Origin of the sequence: Blautia sp. DFI.9.10 (assembly GCF_024461705.1) — a bacterium.
Classification (GTDB): domain Bacteria; phylum Bacillota; class Clostridia; order Lachnospirales; family Lachnospiraceae; genus Blautia_A; species Blautia_A fusiformis.
In genome coordinates this window covers 195,169-216,948 of sequence record NZ_JANGAA010000001.1, presented here as the reverse complement: position 1 = coordinate 216,948, position 21,780 = coordinate 195,169, and the positions used below count along the sequence as shown (strand labels likewise).

Annotated in this window: 24 protein-coding genes; all 24 read right to left on the bottom strand. The window is 47.7% G+C overall.

Features of this window, described 5'->3' with window-relative positions:
* Positions 1-25: 25 nt before the first annotated feature.
* A complete protein-coding gene (locus NE671_RS00975) occupies positions 26-1,276 on the bottom strand; it encodes a glutamate-5-semialdehyde dehydrogenase (protein WP_173740746.1) in 1,251 nt (416 codons plus the stop codon).
* A gap of 43 nt (positions 1,277-1,319) precedes the next feature.
* Positions 1,320-1,880, bottom strand: coding sequence for a 5-formyltetrahydrofolate cyclo-ligase (locus NE671_RS00970; protein ID WP_022426775.1), 561 nt, complete (start codon positions 1,878-1,880; stop codon positions 1,320-1,322).
* Complete coding sequence (locus NE671_RS00965) at positions 1,858-2,079, bottom strand: DUF896 domain-containing protein (protein WP_044960849.1); 222 nt, start codon at positions 2,077-2,079, stop codon at positions 1,858-1,860. The genes NE671_RS00970 and NE671_RS00965 overlap by 23 nt, the downstream gene beginning before the upstream one ends.
* Positions 2,080-2,095: 16 nt before the next feature.
* Positions 2,096-2,959, bottom strand: coding sequence for a glutamate 5-kinase (gene proB, locus NE671_RS00960; RefSeq protein ID WP_044960851.1), 864 nt, complete (start codon positions 2,957-2,959; stop codon positions 2,096-2,098).
* 34 nt (positions 2,960-2,993) lie between these two features.
* Positions 2,994-4,043 carry a DUF3048 domain-containing protein gene (locus tag NE671_RS00955; RefSeq protein WP_021650536.1) on the bottom strand — a complete coding sequence of 350 codons (1,050 nt, stop codon included), beginning with the start codon at positions 4,041-4,043 and terminating at the stop codon, positions 2,994-2,996.
* Between the two features lie 77 nt (positions 4,044-4,120).
* Positions 4,121-4,615, bottom strand: coding sequence for an rRNA maturation RNase YbeY (gene ybeY, locus NE671_RS00950; RefSeq protein WP_015524845.1), 495 nt, complete (start codon positions 4,613-4,615; stop codon positions 4,121-4,123).
* The gene (locus NE671_RS00945; RefSeq protein WP_022426778.1) at positions 4,612-5,637 is read right to left on the bottom strand and encodes a PhoH family protein; all 1,026 of its coding nucleotides are present in this window, start codon (positions 5,635-5,637) and stop codon (positions 4,612-4,614) included. Before NE671_RS00945 ends, ybeY begins: the two co-directional genes overlap by 4 nt.
* Positions 5,630-6,835 (bottom strand): sporulation protein YqfD, encoded by a 1,206-nt coding sequence (locus NE671_RS00940; protein WP_173740734.1) that lies wholly within the window; start codon positions 6,833-6,835, stop codon positions 5,630-5,632. The genes NE671_RS00945 and NE671_RS00940 overlap by 8 nt, the downstream gene beginning before the upstream one ends.
* A complete protein-coding gene (locus NE671_RS00935; protein WP_021650540.1) occupies positions 6,835-7,098 on the bottom strand; it encodes a YabP/YqfC family sporulation protein in 264 nt (87 codons plus the stop codon). The genes NE671_RS00940 and NE671_RS00935 overlap by 1 nt, the downstream gene beginning before the upstream one ends.
* 84 nt (positions 7,099-7,182) lie before the next feature.
* On the bottom strand, positions 7,183-7,728 hold the full coding sequence (locus tag NE671_RS00930) for a DUF2284 domain-containing protein (RefSeq protein ID WP_015524841.1): 546 nt from the start codon (positions 7,726-7,728) through the stop codon (positions 7,183-7,185).
* Positions 7,725-8,687 (bottom strand): tRNA dihydrouridine synthase, encoded by a 963-nt coding sequence (locus tag NE671_RS00925; protein WP_173740735.1) that lies wholly within the window; start codon positions 8,685-8,687, stop codon positions 7,725-7,727. Before NE671_RS00925 ends, NE671_RS00930 begins: the two co-directional genes overlap by 4 nt.
* Positions 8,684-9,475 carry an NYN domain-containing protein gene (locus NE671_RS00920; protein WP_022426781.1) on the bottom strand — a complete coding sequence of 264 codons (792 nt, stop codon included), beginning with the start codon at positions 9,473-9,475 and terminating at the stop codon, positions 8,684-8,686. The genes NE671_RS00925 and NE671_RS00920 overlap by 4 nt, the downstream gene beginning before the upstream one ends.
* 44 nt (positions 9,476-9,519) lie before the next feature.
* Complete coding sequence (locus NE671_RS00915) at positions 9,520-10,740, bottom strand: L-cysteine desulfidase family protein (protein WP_173740747.1); 1,221 nt, start codon at positions 10,738-10,740, stop codon at positions 9,520-9,522.
* 77 nt (positions 10,741-10,817) lie between these two features.
* Positions 10,818-11,795 (bottom strand): ABC transporter ATP-binding protein, encoded by a 978-nt coding sequence (locus tag NE671_RS00910; RefSeq protein WP_118368852.1) that lies wholly within the window; start codon positions 11,793-11,795, stop codon positions 10,818-10,820.
* Positions 11,792-12,751, bottom strand: coding sequence for an ABC transporter ATP-binding protein (locus tag NE671_RS00905; protein WP_022426783.1), 960 nt, complete (start codon positions 12,749-12,751; stop codon positions 11,792-11,794). The genes NE671_RS00910 and NE671_RS00905 overlap by 4 nt, the downstream gene beginning before the upstream one ends.
* 15 nt (positions 12,752-12,766) lie before the next feature.
* A complete protein-coding gene (locus NE671_RS00900) occupies positions 12,767-13,600 on the bottom strand; it encodes an ABC transporter permease (RefSeq protein ID WP_021650546.1) in 834 nt (277 codons plus the stop codon).
* A 13-nt stretch (positions 13,601-13,613) separates the two neighbouring features.
* Positions 13,614-14,564 (bottom strand): ABC transporter permease, encoded by a 951-nt coding sequence (locus tag NE671_RS00895; RefSeq protein WP_021650547.1) that lies wholly within the window; start codon positions 14,562-14,564, stop codon positions 13,614-13,616.
* Between the two features lie 98 nt (positions 14,565-14,662).
* A complete protein-coding gene (locus NE671_RS00890; RefSeq protein ID WP_114002421.1) occupies positions 14,663-16,234 on the bottom strand; it encodes an ABC transporter substrate-binding protein in 1,572 nt (523 codons plus the stop codon).
* Between the two features lie 222 nt (positions 16,235-16,456).
* On the bottom strand, positions 16,457-16,711 hold the full coding sequence (locus NE671_RS15885; protein WP_330605347.1) for a hypothetical protein: 255 nt from the start codon (positions 16,709-16,711) through the stop codon (positions 16,457-16,459).
* A gap of 8 nt (positions 16,712-16,719) precedes the next feature.
* Positions 16,720-17,214 (bottom strand): MATE family efflux transporter, encoded by a 495-nt coding sequence (locus NE671_RS00885; RefSeq protein ID WP_330605348.1) that lies wholly within the window; start codon positions 17,212-17,214, stop codon positions 16,720-16,722.
* Positions 17,214-17,501 carry a co-chaperone GroES gene (gene groES / locus NE671_RS00880; protein ID WP_044960825.1) on the bottom strand — a complete coding sequence of 96 codons (288 nt, stop codon included), beginning with the start codon at positions 17,499-17,501 and terminating at the stop codon, positions 17,214-17,216. The genes NE671_RS00885 and groES overlap by 1 nt, the downstream gene beginning before the upstream one ends.
* 115 nt (positions 17,502-17,616) lie before the next feature.
* Positions 17,617-18,096, bottom strand: a complete 480-nt coding sequence (gene rlmH, locus NE671_RS00875) for a 23S rRNA (pseudouridine(1915)-N(3))-methyltransferase RlmH (RefSeq protein ID WP_173740736.1) — start codon at positions 18,094-18,096, stop codon at positions 17,617-17,619.
* Complete coding sequence (locus tag NE671_RS00870) at positions 18,093-20,840, bottom strand: DNA translocase FtsK (protein ID WP_021650553.1); 2,748 nt, start codon at positions 20,838-20,840, stop codon at positions 18,093-18,095. Before NE671_RS00870 ends, rlmH begins: the two co-directional genes overlap by 4 nt.
* A 23-nt stretch (positions 20,841-20,863) precedes the next feature.
* The gene (locus tag NE671_RS00865; RefSeq protein WP_147603006.1) at positions 20,864-21,739 is read right to left on the bottom strand and encodes an undecaprenyl-diphosphate phosphatase; all 876 of its coding nucleotides are present in this window, start codon (positions 21,737-21,739) and stop codon (positions 20,864-20,866) included.
* Between the last annotated feature and the right edge of the window lie 41 nt (positions 21,740-21,780).

Genomic DNA, 21,780 nt, shown 5'->3' with positions numbered 1-21,780 from the left:
AAGAATCCGCTTTACTGTATCTGTCTTACGGACGTACCTGTCCATTACCATAAATGATATACTTGGTGGTGGTCAGTGCAAGGAGTCCCATTGGGCCTCTTGCATGGAGCTTCTGGGTGCTGATCCCGATCTCCGCACCGAATCCAAACTCATTTCCATCGGTGAATCTGGTAGAAGCGTTCACATAAACTGCCGCTGCATCTACCTCATCCAGGAATTTCTGGGCATGGGTGTAATCATTGGTAATGATGGCCTCCGAATGCTTTGTATTATATTTATTGATATGTGCAATGGCTTCCTCCACGGAATCCACTACCTTTACAGAAAGGATATAGTCAAGATATTCCGTTCCCCAGTCCTCTTCTGTTGCAGGAACTGCTCCCGGCATCAGAGCCTTTGCCGCTTCATCTGCACGGACCTCCACATGCTTCGCCTTAAGGCGTCCGGCCAGTACCGGCAGGAAATCGTCCTTCACCTTACGGTTTACAAGAAGGGACTCGCATGCATTGCATACGCCCACACGCTGGGTCTTTGCATTGATCACAATATCCGCTGCCATCTGAAGGTCTGCAGTCTCGTCCACATAGATATGGCAGTTTCCGGTTCCGGTCTCGATGACAGGGATCGTACTCTGGTTTACCACTGCTTTGATCAGTCCTCTTCCGCCACGTGGGATCAGTACATCCACATACCGGTTCAGCTTCATAAATTCCGCAGCCGTTTCTCTGGATGTATCCTGGATCAGCTGGATAGCATCCTCGATAATGCCGCAGGACTTCAATGCCTCACGGATACAGTTGACAATGGCAGTATTGGAATGGATTGCGTCGCTTCCACCCTTCAGGATCACGACATTTCCGGTTTTGAAGCAGAGACCGAATGCATCTGAAGTAACATTGGGACGTGCTTCGTAAATAATGCCGATCACACCTAAGGGAACACGTTTCTGTCCGATCAGAAGTCCGTTGGGACGTTTTTTCATACCGGTAACTTCCCCGATGGGATCTTCAAGACCGGTAAGCTGACGAAGTCCGTCTGCCATTCCTTCGATCCTCTCCGGTGTCAGCATCAGACGGTCGATCAGTCCTTCCGGCATCTGATTCTTTTTGCCGTTTTCCACATCCAGGGCATTGGCCTTCAGGATCTCATCTGTATGAGCGACAAGAGCCTTTGCCACAGCTTCCAGGGTTTTATTTTTGTCATTTGTGGAAAGATTTCGAAGGACTATCTCCGCATCTTTCGCATTCTGTCCCAATTTTTCAAGCATTTCATTCATTTCCAAATATTCCTGCCTTTCTTTCTGTCTTTACAGCAATATCTTACTGTGCATCGCGGTATATATTCTCTTCCGTCACAATGACCTGCGGACGGATATCCGTAGGCTCTGTGGGAACTTCCGGAAGAATCTGGAAGGAAAATCCTACTGCAACGCGGCAGACCTCCGGATGTTTTTCCAGAAAGCGGTCATAAAAACCGCCGCCATAGCCTACCCGGTTGCAATTCACGTCAAAAGCCACCCCGGGCATGACCATCATGGCTTCTTCCCAGGAAACCGTTTCTCCGTCTTCCTTTGGCTCAGGGATCCCGAAGTAGCCGGATTCCAGCTGACTGAAATCGGTCAGTCTGTAAAATACCATATCCTTTCCGAAAACCTTTGGCACTGCCACTTCCTTGCCGTCTTTCCAGGCTTGCTCGATAATATAGCGTGTGATCACTTCATGGTTATAATCTGCGTATGCCATGATCCGTTCTGCATTCCGGTATTCCGGAAGCTGTGTCAGGGCCTCTGTGATCCGGAGACTATTTTCCCGGATCCAGGCATCGGTATGTTCTTTTCTGGCTTTGAAGATCTTTTTTCTAATTTCCTTTTTTTCTTCCATATTTTTCTCCAAGATTGGTGATGCTGCCATCCTTTTCTTTGATATCGATATTATTCAGATGCGCACGGAGATTTCCCTTCACTGCATCCAGATATTCTCTCCGAAGCTTCGCCTGTTCCACCTTTTCTTCCTCGGTAAGACCTACACTTTTCTGTTTATGTGCCAGTGCGTTGATCCTGTCGATCTTGATATTGTCCATCATAATGATACTCTCCTTAAAGCAGTTTTTCGATATAATCAATGAGGAAGAATTCTTCCTTCTTGTTTCCTACAAATAATGTTCCGCAGCTCCTGCCTTCCACGATCCTGTGGATGTTGTGGAAGTCGTTTCCGTTGGCAATGACCATGTCCGCCCCTGCCGCAGTTGCGATGATCGCAGCGGTAAGCTTGGTTGCCATTCCCCCGGTACCGACATTGCTTCCTGTAGAGGATTTGCCAAGCTTACGCATATTGTCATCCATATTTTCTACAATGTCGATAAACTGTGCATCCGGATTGGAATTGGGATCGTCTGTAAAAAGACCGTCAATATCGGACATGAGGATCAGAAGATCCGCATCGATCAGTGCAGCAACCACAGAGGAAAGGGTATCGTTGTCTCCGAATTTTACCAGGTTCTGGAATTCGTAGGAGGATACCGAGTCGTTTTCGTTTACGATGGGGATCACCTTTTCTGCTAGAAGCTGCTGGAAGGTATTCTGTGCATTCCTGCGGTTGGTATTGTTGACCATGGTATTCTTGGTCATCAGGATCTGTGCCACCATCTGATTGTATTCCCCGAAAAGCTTCTGATATATGGTCATCAGCCTGGCCTGGCCCACAGCTGCACAGGCCTGTTTTTTCTCAAGCTCTGCCGGCTTTCCCTTCATCCCCAGTGCAGCTGCACCTACCGCAATGGCTCCGGAGGATACCAGCACTACGTCTTTTCCCTGGTTATGAAGGTCGCTGAGTTCTCTGGCCAGGATCTCCAGCTTACGGAAATCCAGTCTTCCAGTTTCTGCGTGGATCAGTGATGATGATCCGATCTTGATAACGATACGTTTCTTGTCTTTCAGTCGTTCCCTGTAATTTGCGTTCATGTTTTTTGTTTCTCCTGATACCTGTATATTAGTCTTACTGATAAGTAACGGAATCGATCCTGTCATTCTGTACGATCTCCACCCAGGTAGTACCCGGATTCAGACGGATCTCCTGTTCATTTCCGTCGTAATAATGCGTGATCCCCCATGGAGAATCCTTCTCCCAGCGGATATCGATGGCTTTGCCTCTGGTAATAAACTTGCCCTCTCCGCCGGAAATGGCATCAATATTCAGATAGCCGTTTCCATCGTAGGCCGGGCAGGATGAATACTGAAGGATGATATTGTCGCAGGTAAGCGGTTCATTATCCAGCTGATCCACATGTTCCTTGCCAAACTGGAATCTCTTATATTCCTTTGTCTCTTCATCGTATTCATACCAGGGATGATTGTCAGTAAAATTATCCAGCTTCACAAGGCTGGCTGTGATCCCATCCGGTACAGTCTCTGTACCATCTTCTGCAAAAAGATAATGTCCGGTATATTCTTCTTTATATTCCTGGCTGTATCCCATGGCATCTATGCCTGCCTGAAGGTGGCTGGCATCTGTGTAGGCATTGTGAGGTGCCTTCCTGTCTGTTGTGCGGAAAAAAGCAAGCTTGCCGATCTGGATCCCGTTGAGGTTATCGATCACATGCTGCTCCAGATAAGGCAGTGCATAGGCAGCCTGTCCGTAGTGGGCATAGATCGCATTAAATTCGTTGGCATAAAAGAGATAATAGTCACGGCAGCTGCGAACGGAACCGATCCGTTCCAGCTCATCGTAATCTTCGAGAATGCCCATAAGACGGGTAATATTACCTTCTACCGGCGCTTCGTAAACAACACCGGCATGTCCGATACCACTCTGGGGAGCTCCGACACTGTTGTTACCCATCATCACGGCAACCGGTCTTCTCCGTCCAATGCTCTCCGGAACATTTTCGCCGGTAAGATAGCTCTTTACCTGGGTTTCTTCCTGTTTTTCCTCATTGGGGACAAAGCCTACCAGATCCTGCCCTGCTCCAAAAGCGGGAACAGTCTGGGCAATGCAGATGCATGCAGCTGTGATACCTGCCAGGATACCTGTCTTTTTCATTCTCATATATTACCTCCTTTTCTTAAAGCGGAAGAGTTTTCCGCTTAGCTTTTCCGTGGGACAGCCCGCAGTCATTCGCTGTACTAACGGTTAATCCCCAGCTCCTTCAGTGCCGCTGCCTGCTTGGCTTCCATGACCTTCGCCTCATCCTCTGTCATATGATCATAACCCAGAAGATGCAGCATACTGTGTGCTACCAGGAAACAGAATTCCCTTGTCACACTATGTCCGTATTCCTCTGCCTGGGCAAAAACCTTGGGCACGGAGATCATGATATCTCCAAGAAGGAGTTCATCACTGTCCAGATCAAAATAGGACTCATCCTCTTCCACAACGGAATAATCCGCCGGTGTCTCAAAGGGGATCATAGGAAATGACAGCACATCCGTAGGAGCCTGGATATTCCGGAATTCTGTATTTACCCTCTTGATCTCCTCGTTGTCTGTCAGGACAAGATTGACCTGTCCGTCATAGGGACATTTCTCCATTTCAAGAACCTTGTCCGCAACCTGGGATGCAAGGGCAGCATAGTCAATGCCCAGCTCCTGATCTGTCTCATATTCGATATTTATGGTCATCTTCTGTACTCCTTATTTTTTACAGCATACCTGTCATCCTTCCTGGATTTGGCAGGCTTCTGTTTTTTTTCATAATCGTCATAGGCCTGTACGATCTGCTGTACAAGTGGGTGACGTACAACATCCTTGCTGGTCAGCTGACAGAATCCGATGTCATCGATCTTCTTCAGCACCTTCATCGCCACATCCAGACCAGATGTGGCATCCCTGGGAAGGTCCTTCTGGGATGCATCTCCTGTGATGATCACCTTGGAACCGAAGCCGATCCTGGTCAGGAACATCTTCATCTGGGCAGGTGTGGTATTCTGTGCCTCATCCAGGATGATGAAGGCATTATCCAGTGTACGTCCCCTCATATAGGCAAGAGGGGCAACCTCGATGAGCCCCTTCTCCATGTTTTTGGCAAAGCTGTCTGCGCCCATGATCTGATACAATGCGTCATAAAGAGGACGCAGATAGGGATCGACCTTGCTCTGGAGATCGCCAGGAAGGAATCCCAGCTTCTCGCCTGCCTCAATGGCGGGTCTGGTAAGAATGATCCTGGAAACCTCCTCATTGCGAAAAGCAGTTACTGCCATAGCCATGGCAAGATAGGTTTTGCCGGTTCCGGCAGGTCCCACGCCGAACACGATCATCTTCTTACGGATCTGTTCCACATAGTCCTTCTGTCCGAGAGTCTTGGGCTTGATGGGTCTGCCCTGTATGGTATTACAGATAAAATCCTTGTCGATCTCCTCCATCACGGAGCCGATCTTCTCCATGGCAAGGGAAAGTGCGTAATTCACATTCTGCTGTGTGATGGTATTGCCTCTGCCCGCAAGTGTGTTCAGTTCCTCCACGATCGCCCTGGCCTGTGTGGCTCCCTCCTGGCTTCCCAGGATCTTAAGAGAACCGTCACGGAAGATCATGGTTACGTTCAGAGTACGTTCGATCAGCTTCAGATGCTCGTCAAACTGTCCGAAAATATTCGCCTGGCGGTCTGCCGGCACATCCACATATAATTCGATAATGCTGCTAGCCATCCTCTGGTGTCCTTTCTTTTGGCTGCGTCTTTTTTTCTGTGGGGGCTTCTCTTCCGGTCCGTTCAATGACGGTAAGAGTGCCTCTGCTGACGCAGTCCTGGTGATTTATTTCTATTTTAACATTATTTTCAGATATTTGAACCCCTTTTTCTATTAATTTTTCTTCATAGGCATAAAGCCTTTGTATGGCCTGTTTTTTTGCGGCATCCTCTGTCAGCTGCTCTTTCTGTACTTCGTACTTCCTGATCGCAGCGATTCCCAGTGTAACAGGAGAACGAAAAATCCCGATACTGAAAAGAGGTTCCCGGCTGACGAGGCGTTCCTCATTTTGTTTCAGAGGAGAGGAAAAGTCCAGAAACCAGTTTCCCAGCTGAAAAAAAAGCCTTGTTTTCTTTTTACCGGACCATACCTTTTTCTCTATGTCCAACGGAAAGGTATCGTAATAGGCAATGGTATGTCGGATGTAAATATCCGCATCTGCCTGAACATATGCATAGCGGATGACCTCCTGGCTGTCATCGGTGATGTCCACGATCCCGGAAACCAGTTCCTGGCCTTTTTTTATTTCATCCCCGGCCCTGACAAGAGGAGTTCCCTGCCGTGTGACCATGGAATCGATCACACCGTCCAGTGTTGAAAACAAACTGCAGGATTTTTCTTCCGGCTCTGTTTTTTCTCCGGCAGTTCCCTCCCGGATCTCAAAACGCAGGCCCGTTCCCGAAAATCCGGCAGACACCCAGGTGATCTCCGGAAATTCTCTTCGCAGGGAAGCTGCAAGTGCACTGCAGCTGATCTTCTTTCTGGATACTCCGAAACAGACCCCCTGCTCTTTCAGAAAGCTCATCAGCTGGGGTGTGGGATTTAAAATATTTCCCCGGATCTCAACGTTCCACACTCTGCCTGACAGAAAAAAAAGGAGGCAGAAAACTGCCAGAAACCCTGCAGGGATCATTTTTCTTCTTTTACAGAAAAGCAGAAAAAACAAAGGTCCTCTTTTTTTCAGGATGTGGATATGTACCCCTGTTTTTCTCCGCAGTGGCGAGATCTGCAGAAAATCCGCTACCTTCATAGTCAGCTGAAGCTCCGTCTCACCGGTACGGATGATCCTTTTCAGATCCATTTCCCTGCCTCTGCAAAGGTTCACAAACCGCTGGCACTGCTGCCCCTTAACAGAAACCCGCACAAAACCTGGGATCATTACTTATTTCCCTCCTCCAGCGTAATGCTTTCGATCTGCCCGCGGATACATAGTTCAAGGGTTGTGTAGCAGGGGATCACAAGGTTTTTCCCACGGATCACAAGTCTGCCGGAAGGTGTCAGTATCAGGATCTCCTCCCTTGTATAGCTCTGGATATTCCGGTAATTTTCGATCACTGCCCGGCGTTTTCCCGTAAGTATCACCTGCACCTCCCGAAATGCCGGTTCCCCGGGAAGCTCCAGAAAAGCTGACATTTTTCTCATTAAAAAAATCCTCCGGCTTTTATCATTAATCTATGCCGGAGGATTTCTTCTTATGTATCTTTCACTGTATCTGCTTTTTGTCTTTTATCTGCGGATCAGCACCATGGAAAACCAGAGAATGGTATTTCCACCCAGATTGTATTCCATAGCTTCCTTTTCTACGATCTCACTGACTACCACGCCATAGCTTTCCAGACATGGATGCATATGCTCCGGAAAACGGCATGGTTTTCCGTCCAGATAGGCACAGCGTTCACAGAAGTCACAGGATTCCGTGGAAAGCGTAAAGGTCTCATAGCCCTCTCCCTCCAGAAAATCACGTACCTTCTCTGTAAGCGCTTCGTGTTCCATTCTTGTGGAAAGCATCTCCTTCATGTTCATGATATCCGATACCTCCGCAACGCTGGAAAAGAAAACTGCTTTCGGATAGCTCCTGATCTTCTTTTCGCATTCTGACAGCTCTCCCACTGCCGGAGGACAGGCCCATGTGCTCCCATAACGTTCACATTCCTGTTTACAGATCGTACGCACACGTGACTGTACTTTAATATCCCCGGTATCCAGCACACGATACTCAAAAATGGGATACTGGGAAATAAACTCATCAAATTTTTCTTTTATACTGTTCATACCTCTAAGATCTCCTGTTCTCCAAAAAGGCTCATAACTGCTGCCTCATAGTCACCAAAATGCTGGGATTTTTTGATCTTTTTCAGATATCTGGCATAATTGGTAAAGCCCGGTGCCATATAACTCCACAATTCCTTCATGCGGAAAAGTACATTTCGTTCTCCCGAAAGATATTCCTGATAATCCCGGTAAAGACGGTCATGGAACTGCCGCAGCTTTTTTCGGTATTCTTCCCGGTGATCCTCTCCGTCTTCTTTTTGCATAATGGCATCCAGAAGATAGGGCCTTGCGATCAGGCCTCTTCCGTACATGACGCTGTCTGCATCCGGAAATTTCTCCCGGATTTCCTGATAAGCCTCCACCGAAAAAATATCCCCGTTATATCCCAGGGGAACCTTCAGCTTTTCCCTTGCCACCTCATACAGTCCATATCTGGGAACCCCCTTATAATGATCCTTCAGAAGGCGTGGATGGATGATCAGCTCCTTCAGCGGATATCTGCCGTAGATCTCAAGAAGCCGTTCCCAGTCTTCCTCATAATCCGTTCCCACTCTCGTTTTTATGGAGATCTCCATCCCGGTCTTTTCGAAGATCTCATCCAGAAAACGTTCCAGCTTATCCGGCTCGCCCAGGAAACCGGCACCCTTTCCCTTGGCTGTGACAGTTCCCGAGGGGCATCCCAGATTGAGATTCACTTCCCTGTGTCCGTATTCATCCCGGAAGATATGCGCTGTTTTCACAAAATCCTCCGCATTGTTGGTCAGGATCTGGGGGATCACCGGAAGATCTCCGTTGGTTTCCGGTGATACCTCTTTGATCTCCTTGCTGCTGAGACGTTTATTGGGCTTAGCAGTGATGAAGGGCGTAAAGTATTTATCCATGGGATAAAAACAGTCATGATATGCATTCCGGTAAACCCAGTTGGTTACGCCCTCCATAGGTGCCAGATAATTCTTCATTGTTTATCCTCCTTCATCCGGAAATAGATCTGCTTTCTCCCTCCGCTTCCTGTGGGGATCCTGCCTGTCTCATAATTTCCCAGAGATTTGATAAAGGGGGTCAGCTTGGAATATCCGTAATTACGCACATCAAAATCCGGAAGTCGTTTCCCAAGCTGGTCGCCCAGCTGTCCGGAGGAAAGCCATCCCTCTTCGTCAGAAAATTTCTCGATGATGGCATTAATGGCCTTGCGCACCCGCTTGAGATCTTTGTTCTTCCTAGAGCCGGAGCTGCTCTGTTTACTGCTGTTTCCGGATTTTTTAGCTTCTGCTGCAGTAGCCAGATCTTCCTTCTTCTCTTCCTCCTGTTGGTTGCGATAGAGAAGATCCAGATATTTAAACTGGTTGCATGCGGAAATAAACGGCTTCGGCGTCTTCTCCTCACCCATACCCAGGACCAGCATTCCGGATTCCCGGAGCCTTGCTGCCAGACGGGTGAAATCACTGTCCGAAGAAACAATACAATATCCATCCACATTTCCGGAATACAGAATATCCATGGCATCAATGATCATCGCCGAATCGGTGGCGTTTTTTCCGGTGGTATAGCTGTACTGCTGGATAGGAATGATGGAATCCTCCAGAAGAACCTTTTTCCAGGAGGAAAGCCGTGCACTGGTCCAGTCTCCATAGATCCGTTTGTAGGTGGCTATGCCGATGTTTGCCACTTCATCCACGATGATCTTGATGTATTTGTCTGATACATTATCTGCATCGATCAGTATTGCAATTCTTAATTCGTTGTCCATAAATCCAACCTTTTCTGTTTAATCTGTGCCGTCTCCGATACGGATCAATGCTCCAGCATGATCTTGAGGATCTCTCTGTCTGTTTCCTTCATACCGTCTTTTCCGATCTGACCCACACAGCTGATGGTCTCTGCGGTTTCTTCCTGGAGAATTCCTGTATAAGGTGCATAAGACTGCCCGTTCATGGCAAGATGATGCGCCAGGAAGGCTGCGTCAAGACAGGCTGCGATCTTGGCAGCACAGGAAATCTTGGCCCCATCACAGATGATTCCCGGAATATTGGCAAGGGTATTCTCGATCGTTTTTTTGATCAGGGAAATATCTCCGCCTACCATATAGGTAATGGCAGCTCCGGCTGCACAGGAGGCCGATACCGCACCGCAGAAGGCAGACAGCTTCCCTATATATTGCTTCTGATAGACTGTGAGGAGATTGGAAAACACCAGAGCCCTGTAGAGGCTGTAATCCGGCAGATCCATCTCTCTTGCATAGACGATCAGCGGAACAGAACATGCAATTCCCTGATTTCCGCTTCCGGAATTGATGACAACCGGCATATCACAGCCACCCATACGTGCCTCAGAAGCCGCTGCAGTAAGACTTCTCATTCTGGTGAGCATATCGTGAGAATAATTTTCACGGATCACGCGCCCGATACCCAGGCCGTATTTTCCGGTCATTCCCTCATGAGCAATGGCCATGTTGCTTCTGATCTGCGCATCCAGAAGCTCCTTTACATCGGAAAGCTCTACGGTATCTGCAAATTCCCGAATATCCTCCAGATTTAACAGGCCGCGGTCCGTCTCTTCCTTTTCTTCCACTGCTTTATCTGCATCAAGGAGGATCTCTCCGTTTTTGCTGATCCTGGTCACGTTGATATGGTCGTATTTGATCTCCAGGCTGACGGCATCTTCACCGGCATACATTTCGATGATAATGTGAAGGACTACCGGCGTGTCCAGAAGCTCCACCTTACAGATATCTGCCTCCAGAAGTTCCCGGCAGCGTGCCCTGCCCTTTTCATCGACTTTGGAAAGAACTTCCATATCCAGTGAGGCATCTCCTGCCACCGCCCCAAGGATCACACCTGCAGGAATCCCCTTTAAGCCTCCTGAATTGGGAATGATTACACAACGCACATTTTTGATGATATTTCCGGAACATTTTGCTACGATACGCTCCGGCTCTTTCCCAAGGATCTCTCTTGCTCTTGCCGCACCATAGGCCAGAGCGATCGGTTCTGTACATCCCATAGCCGGGATCATCTCCTCACGGAGGATCGCCAGATAGTTTTTATATATATTTTTGTCCACTTTTTTATTTACCTTCCCGTATTTTATGATTATTTCTTTTCCTGATATTTATGACATGCTACCATATGTCCCGGCTCCACCTGACGAAGTGCCGGGGTTTCCTGTCTGCAGCGTTCCTCACACCACGGACAGCGGTTATGGAAGCGGCAGCCCCCGATAGATCTGGACTGTACTCCGGTATCCGTAACGATCTGATCCAGAGTTTTGACTCTCGGGTCCGGAACCGGTATCGAGGAGATCAGCATTTTTGTATAAGGATGCAGCGGATTGGAATAGAGCTTATCTGCATCTGCGATCTCCATGAGATTTCCAAGATAAAGCACCCCGATCTCATCACAGATCTTCTGGACCACCTGCAGCTGATGGCTGATGAACAGATAGGTCAGCCCGTATTTTTCCTGAAGATCCTGAAGCATCTGAACGATCTGGGCCTGCAGGGAAACATCCAGCGCAGAAATGGGCTCATCGCAGACTACAAATTCCGGCTGTACGGAAAGTGCTCTTGCAATGGAAATCCTCTGACGCTGTCCGCCGGAAAACTCATGAGGATACTTCAAAAGATCCTGCTCTTTGAGGCCAACCACGCGGATCAGTTCTTTTGCACGCTCCTTACGTTCCTTTGGAGTGTACATTTTATGGATCGCCATAGGCTCACAGATGATATCCTGCACTGTATGGCTTGGGTCCAGAGAGGAATAGGGATCCTGAAAAACGGACTGCATTTTTTTGCGGTATGGAAGCAGTTCTTTTTCCCCCATGGCTCCGATCTCTGTTCCTTCATAAAAAATCTCACCGCCTGTGGGTTTATGATAACGTAGGATTGCCTTTCCGATGGTAGATTTTCCGCTTCCGGATTCTCCTACCAGACCGAAGGTTTTCCCCTTTTCAATCGAAAAGCTTACCTGATCCACAGCCTTCAGTATGCCCGGCTTAAAGGACAGAAGCTTCGGAGATTTCTGTTTAAAATATACTTTCAGATCTTTTACTTCAATTAAGGGCTTGCTCATCTCTTCTCCTCCCTTCTGTGACAGAATATCCTGTGTCCCTCTGAAGCCTCATAATATTTCGGAAGACAGGCTTCACAGGTTTTGTCCGCATATTTACAGCGATTCAGGAAGGGACACAGATCACCGTTTCCGTCCGAAAGATCTCTCTCCAGAAACTGTTCAAAGGTACCTCCCACCCGCGGCATGCTTGCGATCAGTGCCTGTGTATAGGGATGTCCCGGATGAAGAAAGATCTCTTCTACAGTTCCCTCTTCCACCACGTAGCCACCACACATGACAGCTACCCGTTTACAGGTCTGCGCTACAACGCCCAAATCATGAGTGATCAGGATGATGCTCATATTGTTTTTTTTCTGAAGCTCCAGAAGCAGATGAAGGATCTGCGCCTGGATCGTAACATCCAGGGCTGTGGTGGGCTCATCTGCGATCAGAATCTTCGGATCACTGCTCATGGCCATGGCGATCATCACACGCTGGCGCATACCGCCGGAAAGCTCGTGGGGATAGCTGTTCATAGCCTTTTCCGGGTCTGTGATGCCAACGGCTGTGAGAAGCTCCAGCACCCGGGCCTTTGCTTCTTTTTTGTTCATATTGGTATGGCGCCGGATCAGCTCTACCATCTTATTGCCAACAGTGTAAACCGGATTCAGTGCGGAAAGAGAATCCTGAAAGATCATGGCGATCTCACCACCGCGGATCTCACGGAGCTCTGCTTCATTTTTCTTCAGGATATCTTCTCCCCGGAACAAGATCTCACCACCCATGATCTTACAGTTGGATGGTCCGAGACGGAGAATGGATTTGGTAGTCACGCTTTTTCCGCTTCCGGACTCTCCTACGATCCCGAAAAAATCCCCCTCACCGATGGCAAAGCCTGCACCTTTTACTGCCTGTGTCTCTCCAAGGTCTGTAAAGAAAGACACCTTCAGATCTTTTACTTCCAGTAATTTTTCCATATGTAAATGTCCTCCTTACTTGGGCTCGAATACTTTTCTTAATACTTCTCCCAGATAATTGAAGCTGACGACCGTGATCAGAATCAGGATTCCGGGGAAAATAGCCAGATACGGTGCCTGCTGGATATAGCGCTGTGCATTGCTCAGCATACTTCCCCAGGAAGCCGTAGGCGGCTGGATACCCAGGCCGAAAAAGCTCAGTGCAGATTCCATCAGGATGGCATTGGCAATGTTCATGGTTGCAGCCACGATAATGGTAGGCATGATGTTAGGCAGGATATGATGTACAATGGTGGAGAATTTCTTCTGTCCGGAGATCTTTGCATAGATGACATACTCTCTCTCGTTCAGGGAAATGGTCTCGCCACGGACGATCCTGGCAATGTTCATCCAGGTCAGAAAGCCGATGATCAGGACAATGTTCTGAAGTCCCGGTTTCAGGAAGGCATTCATAACGATCATGATCAGAAATGTCGGAAGGCTCATCAGTGCATCCACCAAACGCATCAGCACCGCATCCACCGTTCCTCCCACAAAACCGCTGATGGAACCGATGATCACACCAAGGGCTGTCGAAAGCACCATGGAAAGGAAGCCCACCAGAAGGGATGCTCTTCCTCCGTAAATACAGCGGGCCAGATAATCCCGTCCCATATCATCCGTACCGAAAAGATGCGCCATGGAAGGAGCATTCAGTCTCTCTGTGGCGCTGATGGCATTGGGATCTACCGGATACAAAAAGGCAAAAATGGAGATCAGTGCCAGCAGGATGATCGCTGCTGCACCTACCACTGCAAGTTTATTTGTCTTAAAACCAAGTTTGATATTTTTCCAGATATTTTCTCTCATGTCCCTTTACCTCCTAACATCCTGCTTTGCGGATCCTCGGATCAAAGACAGCATACAGGATATCTGCCAGAAGATTTCCGAGCACCACGAGAAGCGCGGTAAACATGGTGATTCCCATGATCAGGGGATAATCATACTGCATAACAGCGGTCACTGCCAGCTGACCGATTCCCGGCCATGCAAAAACCTGCTCGGTGATAATGGCACCGGAAACCAGAGACTGCAGGCTCATTCCGAGAACTGTGATCATAGGAAGCATGGCATTTTTCAGTACATGCCGGAAAAGGATTCCAGACTCTTTCATTCCGTAAGCCTTCTGCACCATAACATAATCGGAGGACATTTCCGTAATGGTACTGCTTCTTAAATACCGTATGTACTGTGACGCATTTGCAAAGGTCAGAACTGCGCAGGGCATGACCATATGAAGGATCAGATCTCCTAAGGAACGGTTGCCGTCTGAATGCATACCGATACTTGGCAGGATATGGAGATGCACACTGAAGAGATAGATCAGCATGATACCGAACCAGAACGTAGGAATGGAGATACCTACATAACAGAACATGCTGGTGATCTTATCCAGAACACCATTTTTATTCTTTCCGGAATACAGGCCCAGTACAATGGCAATGAGAAAACCAAGCAGCATGCTGGTTCCCATTAGGATCACGGTTGCGGGAAGCCTCTCCAGCATCTGTGTCAGGACCGGTCGGTTATTCATCAGGGAATTTCCGAAATTCCCGTGAAGGATCCTTCCCAGCCACAGAAAGTACTGCTCATAGACAGGCTTTGTAAGTCCCAGGCTTTCTCTCAGGTTCTGGATATATTCTTCACTCATATTTGGTTCCACATAAGTCAGGACAGGATCTCCGGGCGCTGCTTTTGTCAGTGCAAAGCAGAGAACAGAGACAATAAACAGTGTCAGAATACACTGTATCAGACGGTTTACGATCTTCTTCAAAATGTACCTCCTTTATTTTCCCCGAAAACAGGAAATCGGCTGGCGCAAAAACGCGTCAGCCTCTTTCTGTTTCCGGTATTCATCCGCTATAAAATTATTTATTTCTCCAATGTGTAGATCTTGGAATAATCATAATAAATAGTTTTTAACAGACATTCATCAAAGCCTCCGAAATCTTTACTTACCGCATAGAAACCATTGGAATAAGCGATCGGATAGATATACATGTTATCATTGATCGTATTCTGGATCTCCTTATAAATCTCGCCACGTTTTGTCTCATCTGCAGTGCTGTTGCCCTCTTCCCACAATGCATCCAGATCTGTATCCTTGATCCTGGAATAGTTGGAACGGCTGACGGAAGAACTCATGTCTGCATAAAGGCTCGGCTCTTCTCCCAGAGTGTAGAAGCTCAGTACCAGATCATAATCTGTGCACTCCGTATCCTTTGTCTTATTCTTGAAGGTAGACTCATCTGTAGGAAGAAGATTGATGGTGATTCCTACATTGGCAAGGGCAGACTGTACATACAGAGCTTCACTCTCCATTGTCTTATCTGTGGAGATATACATCAGGTTCAGAGAAAGACTTGTCTTTCCTGCTTCGGAAAGGAGCTCCTGTGCTTTAGCCGGATCATTGTCGTAGGTATTGTCCGGTTTTGTATAGTAGAGTGTATCCGGTGTAAAAATAGAATCTGCAGGCTCTGCATAATCCTCGGAAAGGAAAGCAAACTGACAGAACTCCTCTTTATTCAGTGCGTATGCGATCGCCTGACGTACCTTTACATCCTGAAGATCTTCGTTCAGCTCATTCATGAACATGGCGTTGACACGTCCGGAATTATAGGTATTGATGTTTACGTTATCGTAAGCACTGACGGTATCGTAATCATCTGCGCTGATCAGACGTGCATCCAGATCTCCGCTTGCAAGTGCCGCATTGGCGGAGCTGGAATCCTTTACGATCTTGAAGGTGATGGAATCCAGATTTACATCATCAAAATAGTCATCGAATTTTGTTACTTTATAATACTCTCCGGATTTGTATTCCTCGAACTTAAAAGGACCACTTCCCACCGGTTCATTGTTGAGATCACTTTCTCCGATATTCTCCACGCCGTCATAAATATGCTTCGGAATACAGTAAACCTGGCTCAGTCCACCAAGAAATCCTGCGGAAGATGATCCAAGGGAAATCTTGACTGTAAGGTCATCAACCTTCTCTGCCTCTACTGCCTTGTCATTAACGTATCCGTAAGAAGAATACGGAACATTCTGCTTCTCATCTACCAGCACCTGCATGGTGAATACCACATCATCGGCTGTAATCGGCTGACCGTCATGCCATTTCAGTCCGTCTTTGAGCTTCAGTGTGAATTCGCTGGCATCATCATTGGCTGTTACACTTTCGCAAAGTCCGTTTCCGTAATACATCTCTCCGTTCACGATCTCAAAAAACGGGCTGTACAGAGCCTGCATCATATCGAAGCTTGTCTGATCCACAACATAAAGCGGATTGATGTTCTGCGGATCTGCTGTTTCTGCAATGGTAATATTTCCGCCTTCCGCCTTGGTTCCTTCTGTTTCTGCTGCAAAAACAGTCATTCCTGACATAACAGTTGTTCCTGCCACTGCAGCTGCCAGAAGCGCTGCCAGTACTTTTTTTCTCATTTCCTGTTCCTCCTGTGTTTCAGTGAGTATACCTCTTTTCCCACCAGTTTAATATGATATAGGCAAGATAATACTATACCATATTACCTTTGTCAAGCTGTCCCTGGCTCTTCAGAGATTTTTTTACTGCATTTCGTTAAAGCTTGTATTTATTCTACATACAGATCACACAGGCGTCAAGATAAATTTTCTGTATCTTGCCTCTGATCTATATATATTTCCTTAATTCGTCATATTTTTGATCCAGTGTCCGTAATTGCACTTCAAAAATGCAGGCACGCATTTAAAGATCTGATCTGCATTCAGGCAGCATACCACCATTGCCGGGGATGCATTGACCACAAATGCCATAAACATGGACAGAGGGATCACGATCCCCCAGGTACTGATCAGGTCAACCTTCATGGAATAGGCGATGCTTCCGCTTCCCCGGATGATACCACCGTTTGTCGGCATCTGATAGGACATTCCTACCATTACTACACTTAAGTCATTACCGAAAGCCCGAAGGCAACCCCTGCAATTTCCACACAGCGCAGTGTAGCAAGCAGGATCTGCGTCACCGCAAAGAAAAAGTAAGTAAACCGGATGATCGCCAGATAGGAAAGACCGGCTTCGATAATCGTCTGGTCTGTTGTAAAAAGCCCCAGCAGCTGTGTTGGAAAAAGGCTGGCCAGGATAAACAGCATAAGGGCAATAAAAAAGCCTGTGCGCATGGCCCAGGCACTGATCTTCCTTACCGGCTCTGTCTCTTTCTTTCCCCAGTACTGACTTCCGAATATGACAAGTCCGTCTCCCAGCGCCATAAGCAGCTGCTGAAAGACGAACTGTACCTGGTTTACGGTAGTCACACCGGATAATGCAGTTTCGCTGAAGGCTCCAAGCATAATGTTGTCCGCAAGATTGACACTTAAGGTCACTACATTCTGCAGCACCAGCATGGAGCATAATTTCAGAAAATTACGATAAAAATTCTTCATCAGTCTTTTACGATGGCAATGATATCATCTGCGTTGATCACCAGATATTTCTCACCCTCATATTTGATCTCGGTTCCTGTGTATTTTCCGTAGATCACACGGTCGCCCGGCTTTACCTGTACCGGTACTTCTTTACCGTCTACGACCTTACCGCCACCTACTGCGATAACCTCTGCCTGTTGGGTTTTCTCCTTGGAGCTGTCCGGAAGTACGATGCCGGATGCGGTTTTGTCTTCTGTCTCAAAATATTTTACGATAACTCTGTCTGCAACTGGTTTTAATGCCATATTCATTTCCTTCTTTCTGTGATTATTAGCACTCTTGAGCTTCGAGTGCTACTCTTTTTTTATCATACTACATATCCGAAAATTGTCAAGATATTTGCAGATATGTAGTATGATATTATTTATGATAGGGCTCTCCACTGATGATACGATAGCTGCGGTAGATCTGTTCCAGAAGGATCACACGCATCAGCTGATGAGGAAATGTCATCTTCGAAAAGCTTAAAGCATAGTCTGATCTATTCAGTACTTCTTTTCCAAGACCGATAGAGCCACCGATCACAAACTGGATATGGCTGGTCCCACGTATTCCCAGCTCGTTGATCTTCCGTGCGAAGTTCTCAGAGGTCAGCTGTTCGCCTCCGATCTCCAGAGTAATCACAAACGCATCATCCCGGATATATTTAAGAAGACGCTCCCCTTCCTTGTTCCGAATGGCATCTTCTACTGTTTCGCTGGCATTATCCGGCGTTTTTTCGTCGGACACTTCTATGATCTCCAGCTTGCAGTAACGCCCGAGGCGCTTGGAATACTCCGCAATGGCATCCCGCAGATATTTTTCCTTGATCTTCCCTACTGTCAGGATACTTATTTTCATCCGCCGTTCTCCTCCAGATAATTCTCAAATTCTTCTGCTGACATCAAAACCTTCCTTGGCTTAGTTCCTTCCTCCGGACCTACCACTCCTGCGTCACAAAGCTGATCCATGATCCTTGCCGCACGGTTAAATCCGATCTTGAACATACGCTGGAGCATACCGATGGAGGCCTTTTCCTTCTCAATGATAAATTTACCGGCTTCTGTAAAATAGACATCTCTGTCACCGCCGCCGGCTCCTCCCGGGACACCGGCTGTATTGACCTGCTTCTCGATGGAGGTATCATAAACAGCACCCTGATTTTTGTCAGAAACATATTCTACGACTGCACTGACCTCCTCATCGGAAACAAAAGCGCCCTGCAGTCTGGCCGGCTTCTGATATCCCTGAGGATAAAACAGCATATCGCCCTTGCCAAGAAGCTTCTCGGCACCGTTCATATCCAGGATCGTCCTGGAATCCACGCCGGAGGATACGGAAAATGCGATCCTGGACGGCATATTGGCCTTGATCAGACCTGTGATGACATTGACCGATGGCCTCTGGGTAGCAATGATCAGATGGATACCAGCTGCACGTGCCAGCTGGGCCAGACGGCAGATCGCATCCTCAACTTCTCCCGGCGCAACCATCATAAGATCCGCAAGCTCGTCCACGATGATCACGATCTGCGGCATCTTCTCAGGTGCCTTTTCTCCCTCCGGGACCCGCATATTGGCAACCTTTTTGTTATATTCTCCAAGATTACGTACCCCATATTCCGCAAAGGCATTGTAACGGCTGGTCATCTCGGAAACAGCCCAGTTCAGCGCACCGGCCGCTTTCTTCGGATCTGTGACCACCGGAATGAACAGGTGCGGGATCCCGTTATATACACTGAGCTCCACCACCTTCGGATCGATCATGATCAGACGCACCTCATCCGGTGTAGCCTTATAAAGGATGCTGATGATCAGCGTATTGATGCAGACGGATTTTCCGGAGCCGGTTGCTCCGGCGATAAGAAGATGCGGCATCTTGGCAATATCTGCCACTACCGGTTTTCCGGCAATATCCTTACCTGCTGCAAAGGACAACTTGGATTTTGCATTTTTAAACTCCTCTGACTGAAGAAGATCCCTCAGCATGACCGGGCTGTTCTCCTTGTTCGGAACCTCGATCCCCACGGCTGCCTTTCCCGGTATCGGTGCTTCGATGCGGATATCCGGTGTAGCAAGATTCAGCTTAATATCATCGGAAAGACCAACGATCTTGCTGACCTTCACACCCATTTCCGGCTGCAGCTCATAGCGGGTAACGGTAGGTCCGCAACTCACATTGGTAACGGTTACATTGACGCCGAAATTATGCAGGGTTTCCTGAAGCTTCTGTGCTGTTTTACGCAGATGTGCATCGGAATCTCCCTGAGATCTGCCATCTCCGCGCTTCAGAAGCTTCAGCGGCGGATACTGATATGGTTTCTTCTCCGGAGCTTCTCCCTGGCTGATCTCATGCTGGATATTTCTGATCCCATGCTCGATCTCTGTCTGAGATGACTTCGGGTTTCTGGAGGGCTGATGGGATGCCTTCTGTTCAGCTTCCGGCTGAGGATCCTCCTTTATCTCAGCAGGAACGGCTGCCTTTCCTGTTTCCCGGGAAGCTTTTGCTGCTGCAGCTGTCTTTGCCGGCAGGATCTGCTGCATCTCGGGAATATCTACATCCTCATAGCCGGCATAAGCATCCTCCTCTTCGGCTTCCTGCATTTCTCTTTCGAAATCCGGCTCCTCCGACTCTTCCCGGGCCGGCTGGGACTGTGAACGGTGGATCTGGAATTCCAGCGGCTGAGCATGCTCCTCCGGTTTCTCATCAAGCCCTGGATCCTCTTCTGTCAGATCTGTATCTGCCGGAAGTACAGCCTTTTGTTCATCAAGGAAAGAAGGAAGATTAAATTCTCCTTCCCGGTTCGCCTTCACCGCAGCCTGTCTTTCTTTCTGCGATCTTCTTGTTTTTTTCTTTTGTTTTTTTGAGATATTTTCCGGATCTTTCTCTGTAAGGGCAAGTTCTTCTTCCTCCAGCTCTTCTTCCAGCCGGCGGATCTTCTCCGCTCTTTTTTCCGCACGGATCTTTCTGCGAAGCTCCTTCTGCTTTTCTCTGTCCGGCTGTCCCTCAAGATAAGCTTCTCTGCCCTCTCTTGCTGCATCTGTAAAAAAGTCCAGGATCTTATTCATAAATCCGAAGAAGGATCTCTGTGTTATGATGATCAGAGACACAAGAAGCACCAGAACGATGATCACAGTTCCGCCCACAACGCCAAAAGCGGATGCTGTGGAAATACATACTGCACCACCGAATACTCCACCGCCGGTACGGTATTCCGAACTCAGTGAATAATAATCCGAAAACGTGGTACTTGGCGTATAGCCCTCTGTGATCAGCTGAAGAAAGCCGCAGAGGAACACAAAAAATACCACGCCCGCCAGTACCTTTTTGTAGGCAAGACGGTTGGTATTGTTCACGATCAGGAACGTAACTCCGGCAAAAAGCAGGATCGGGAAAATATATGCACAAAGTCCCATGATGCCAAAGCATACGGCACTGATGGCATTTCCTACGATCCCTCCCATACCAAATGCACTGATCATCAGGATCAGGCAGGCCGCAAACATCACAAGGATCAGGATCTCTGTCTGAAAGCGGTTACCGACAGGCTGCTGCTTCGCCGCAGGTTTTCTTTTTCTTTTTTTTGTCGTTTTTGAAGCTGCCATTGTCAGACTCCTCCCAGTTGATATCAAATATAATTCGCTGCCAGAATAAGGATTCCGGCTGCAAAAGAATAAAATGCAAAATAACGCAGTCTGACCTGATTCGAAAGCTTAAGCATAAAACGGATCACCAGATAGCCTGTGATCCCGGCCACGATCATTCCAAGAACATAAGTAAATCCCTGGCCAACAGTCATATGAACAGAAGTAAACTCTCCCATCTCCACAAAAAAAGCTCCCAACACAGCCGGAATGCTCATCAGCAGCGAATATTTCACTGCAAACTTTCTTCCGAGGCCGCAGAAAAGTCCTGCACTCATGGTAAGTCCAAGCCTGGAAAGTCCCGGAAACACAGAAAGACCCTGGCAGATACCCATCCACATAGCATCTCCGAAGCTGGTTTCTTTTGTTCCCTTGCTGCCATTGACATTACTGTAGTCCACAACAAGGAGGATCACACCTGTAAGAAGGATTCCGATCCCGGAAAACATGTGTGAGGATGCGCTTCGCACAACAAGTCGTTTGCACTGATATCCGATCAGGACTGTAGGAATGGTGGATACCATGATCAGGGCAGTAAGCTTCCGGTAAGTTCCGCTTATGATCTTTGCGTAGGTAAGTTCTTTCCCAGTCCTACGGTTATAGAGAAAAATATTGGCATTTCCGATCAGATCCAGTATCATTCCGATCAGCTCGATCCCGATCTTCTTGATGTCCTTCAGAAAAACAAGGATCAGAGCTATCATAGTTCCCAGATGGAGCATCACTTCAAAAAGCACACCGGAGCCTCTGGTACCGCCCAAAAGATCCTGCACTCCACAGAGATGTCCGAAGCTGCTCACCGGCAGAAATTCGGTGATTCCCTGAATGATTCCCAATATAATCGCATGTATCACTGACATAATGATATTTCCTTTTCTTAAATTTTTTCCAACACATTATA

Excerpts from the sequence above, each read along its gene's own strand:
- NE671_RS00975 (WP_173740746.1), bottom strand. The coding sequence starts at position 1,276 with ATGAATGAAATGCTTGAAAAATTGGGACAGAATGCGAAAGATGCGGAG.
- NE671_RS00970 (WP_022426775.1), bottom strand. The coding sequence starts at position 1,880 with ATGGAAGAAAAAAAGGAAATTAGAAAAAAGATCTTCAAAGCCAGAAAA.
- NE671_RS00965 (WP_044960849.1), bottom strand. The coding sequence starts at position 2,079 with ATGGACAATATCAAGATCGACAGGATCAACGCACTGGCACATAAACAG.
- proB (WP_044960851.1), bottom strand. The coding sequence starts at position 2,959 with ATGAACGCAAATTACAGGGAACGACTGAAAGACAAGAAACGTATCGTT.
- NE671_RS00955 (WP_021650536.1), bottom strand. The coding sequence starts at position 4,043 with ATGAGAATGAAAAAGACAGGTATCCTGGCAGGTATCACAGCTGCATGC.
- ybeY (WP_015524845.1), bottom strand. The coding sequence starts at position 4,615 with ATGACCATAAATATCGAATATGAGACAGATCAGGAGCTGGGCATTGAC.
- NE671_RS00945 (WP_022426778.1), bottom strand. The coding sequence starts at position 5,637 with ATGGCTAGCAGCATTATCGAATTATATGTGGATGTGCCGGCAGACCGC.
- NE671_RS00940 (WP_173740734.1), bottom strand. The coding sequence starts at position 6,835 with ATGATCCCAGGTTTTGTGCGGGTTTCTGTTAAGGGGCAGCAGTGCCAG.
- NE671_RS00935 (WP_021650540.1), bottom strand. The coding sequence starts at position 7,098 with ATGAGAAAAATGTCAGCTTTTCTGGAGCTTCCCGGGGAACCGGCATTT.
- NE671_RS00930 (WP_015524841.1), bottom strand. The coding sequence starts at position 7,728 with ATGAACAGTATAAAAGAAAAATTTGATGAGTTTATTTCCCAGTATCCC.
- NE671_RS00925 (WP_173740735.1), bottom strand. The coding sequence starts at position 8,687 with ATGAAGAATTATCTGGCACCTATGGAGGGCGTAACCAACTGGGTTTAC.
- NE671_RS00920 (WP_022426781.1), bottom strand. The coding sequence starts at position 9,475 with ATGGACAACGAATTAAGAATTGCAATACTGATCGATGCAGATAATGTA.
- NE671_RS00915 (WP_173740747.1), bottom strand. The coding sequence starts at position 10,740 with ATGATCCCGGCTATGGGATGTACAGAACCGATCGCTCTGGCCTATGGT.
- NE671_RS00910 (WP_118368852.1), bottom strand. The coding sequence starts at position 11,795 with ATGAGCAAGCCCTTAATTGAAGTAAAAGATCTGAAAGTATATTTTAAA.
- NE671_RS00905 (WP_022426783.1), bottom strand. The coding sequence starts at position 12,751 with ATGGAAAAATTACTGGAAGTAAAAGATCTGAAGGTGTCTTTCTTTACA.
- NE671_RS00900 (WP_021650546.1), bottom strand. The coding sequence starts at position 13,600 with ATGAGAGAAAATATCTGGAAAAATATCAAACTTGGTTTTAAGACAAAT.
- NE671_RS00890 (WP_114002421.1), bottom strand. The coding sequence starts at position 16,234 with ATGAGAAAAAAAGTACTGGCAGCGCTTCTGGCAGCTGCAGTGGCAGGA.
- NE671_RS15885 (WP_330605347.1), bottom strand. The coding sequence starts at position 16,711 with ATGGTAGGAATGTCCTATCAGATGCCGACAAACGGTGGTATCATCCGG.
- NE671_RS00885 (WP_330605348.1), bottom strand. The coding sequence starts at position 17,214 with ATGAAGAATTTTTATCGTAATTTTCTGAAATTATGCTCCATGCTGGTG.
- groES (WP_044960825.1), bottom strand. The coding sequence starts at position 17,501 with ATGGCATTAAAACCAGTTGCAGACAGAGTTATCGTAAAATATTTTGAG.
- rlmH (WP_173740736.1), bottom strand. The coding sequence starts at position 18,096 with ATGAAAATAAGTATCCTGACAGTAGGGAAGATCAAGGAAAAATATCTG.
- NE671_RS00870 (WP_021650553.1), bottom strand. The coding sequence starts at position 20,840 with ATGGCAGCTTCAAAAACGACAAAAAAAAGAAAAAGAAAACCTGCGGCG.
- NE671_RS00865 (WP_147603006.1), bottom strand. The coding sequence starts at position 21,739 with ATGTCAGTGATACATGCGATTATATTGGGAATCATTCAGGGAATCACC.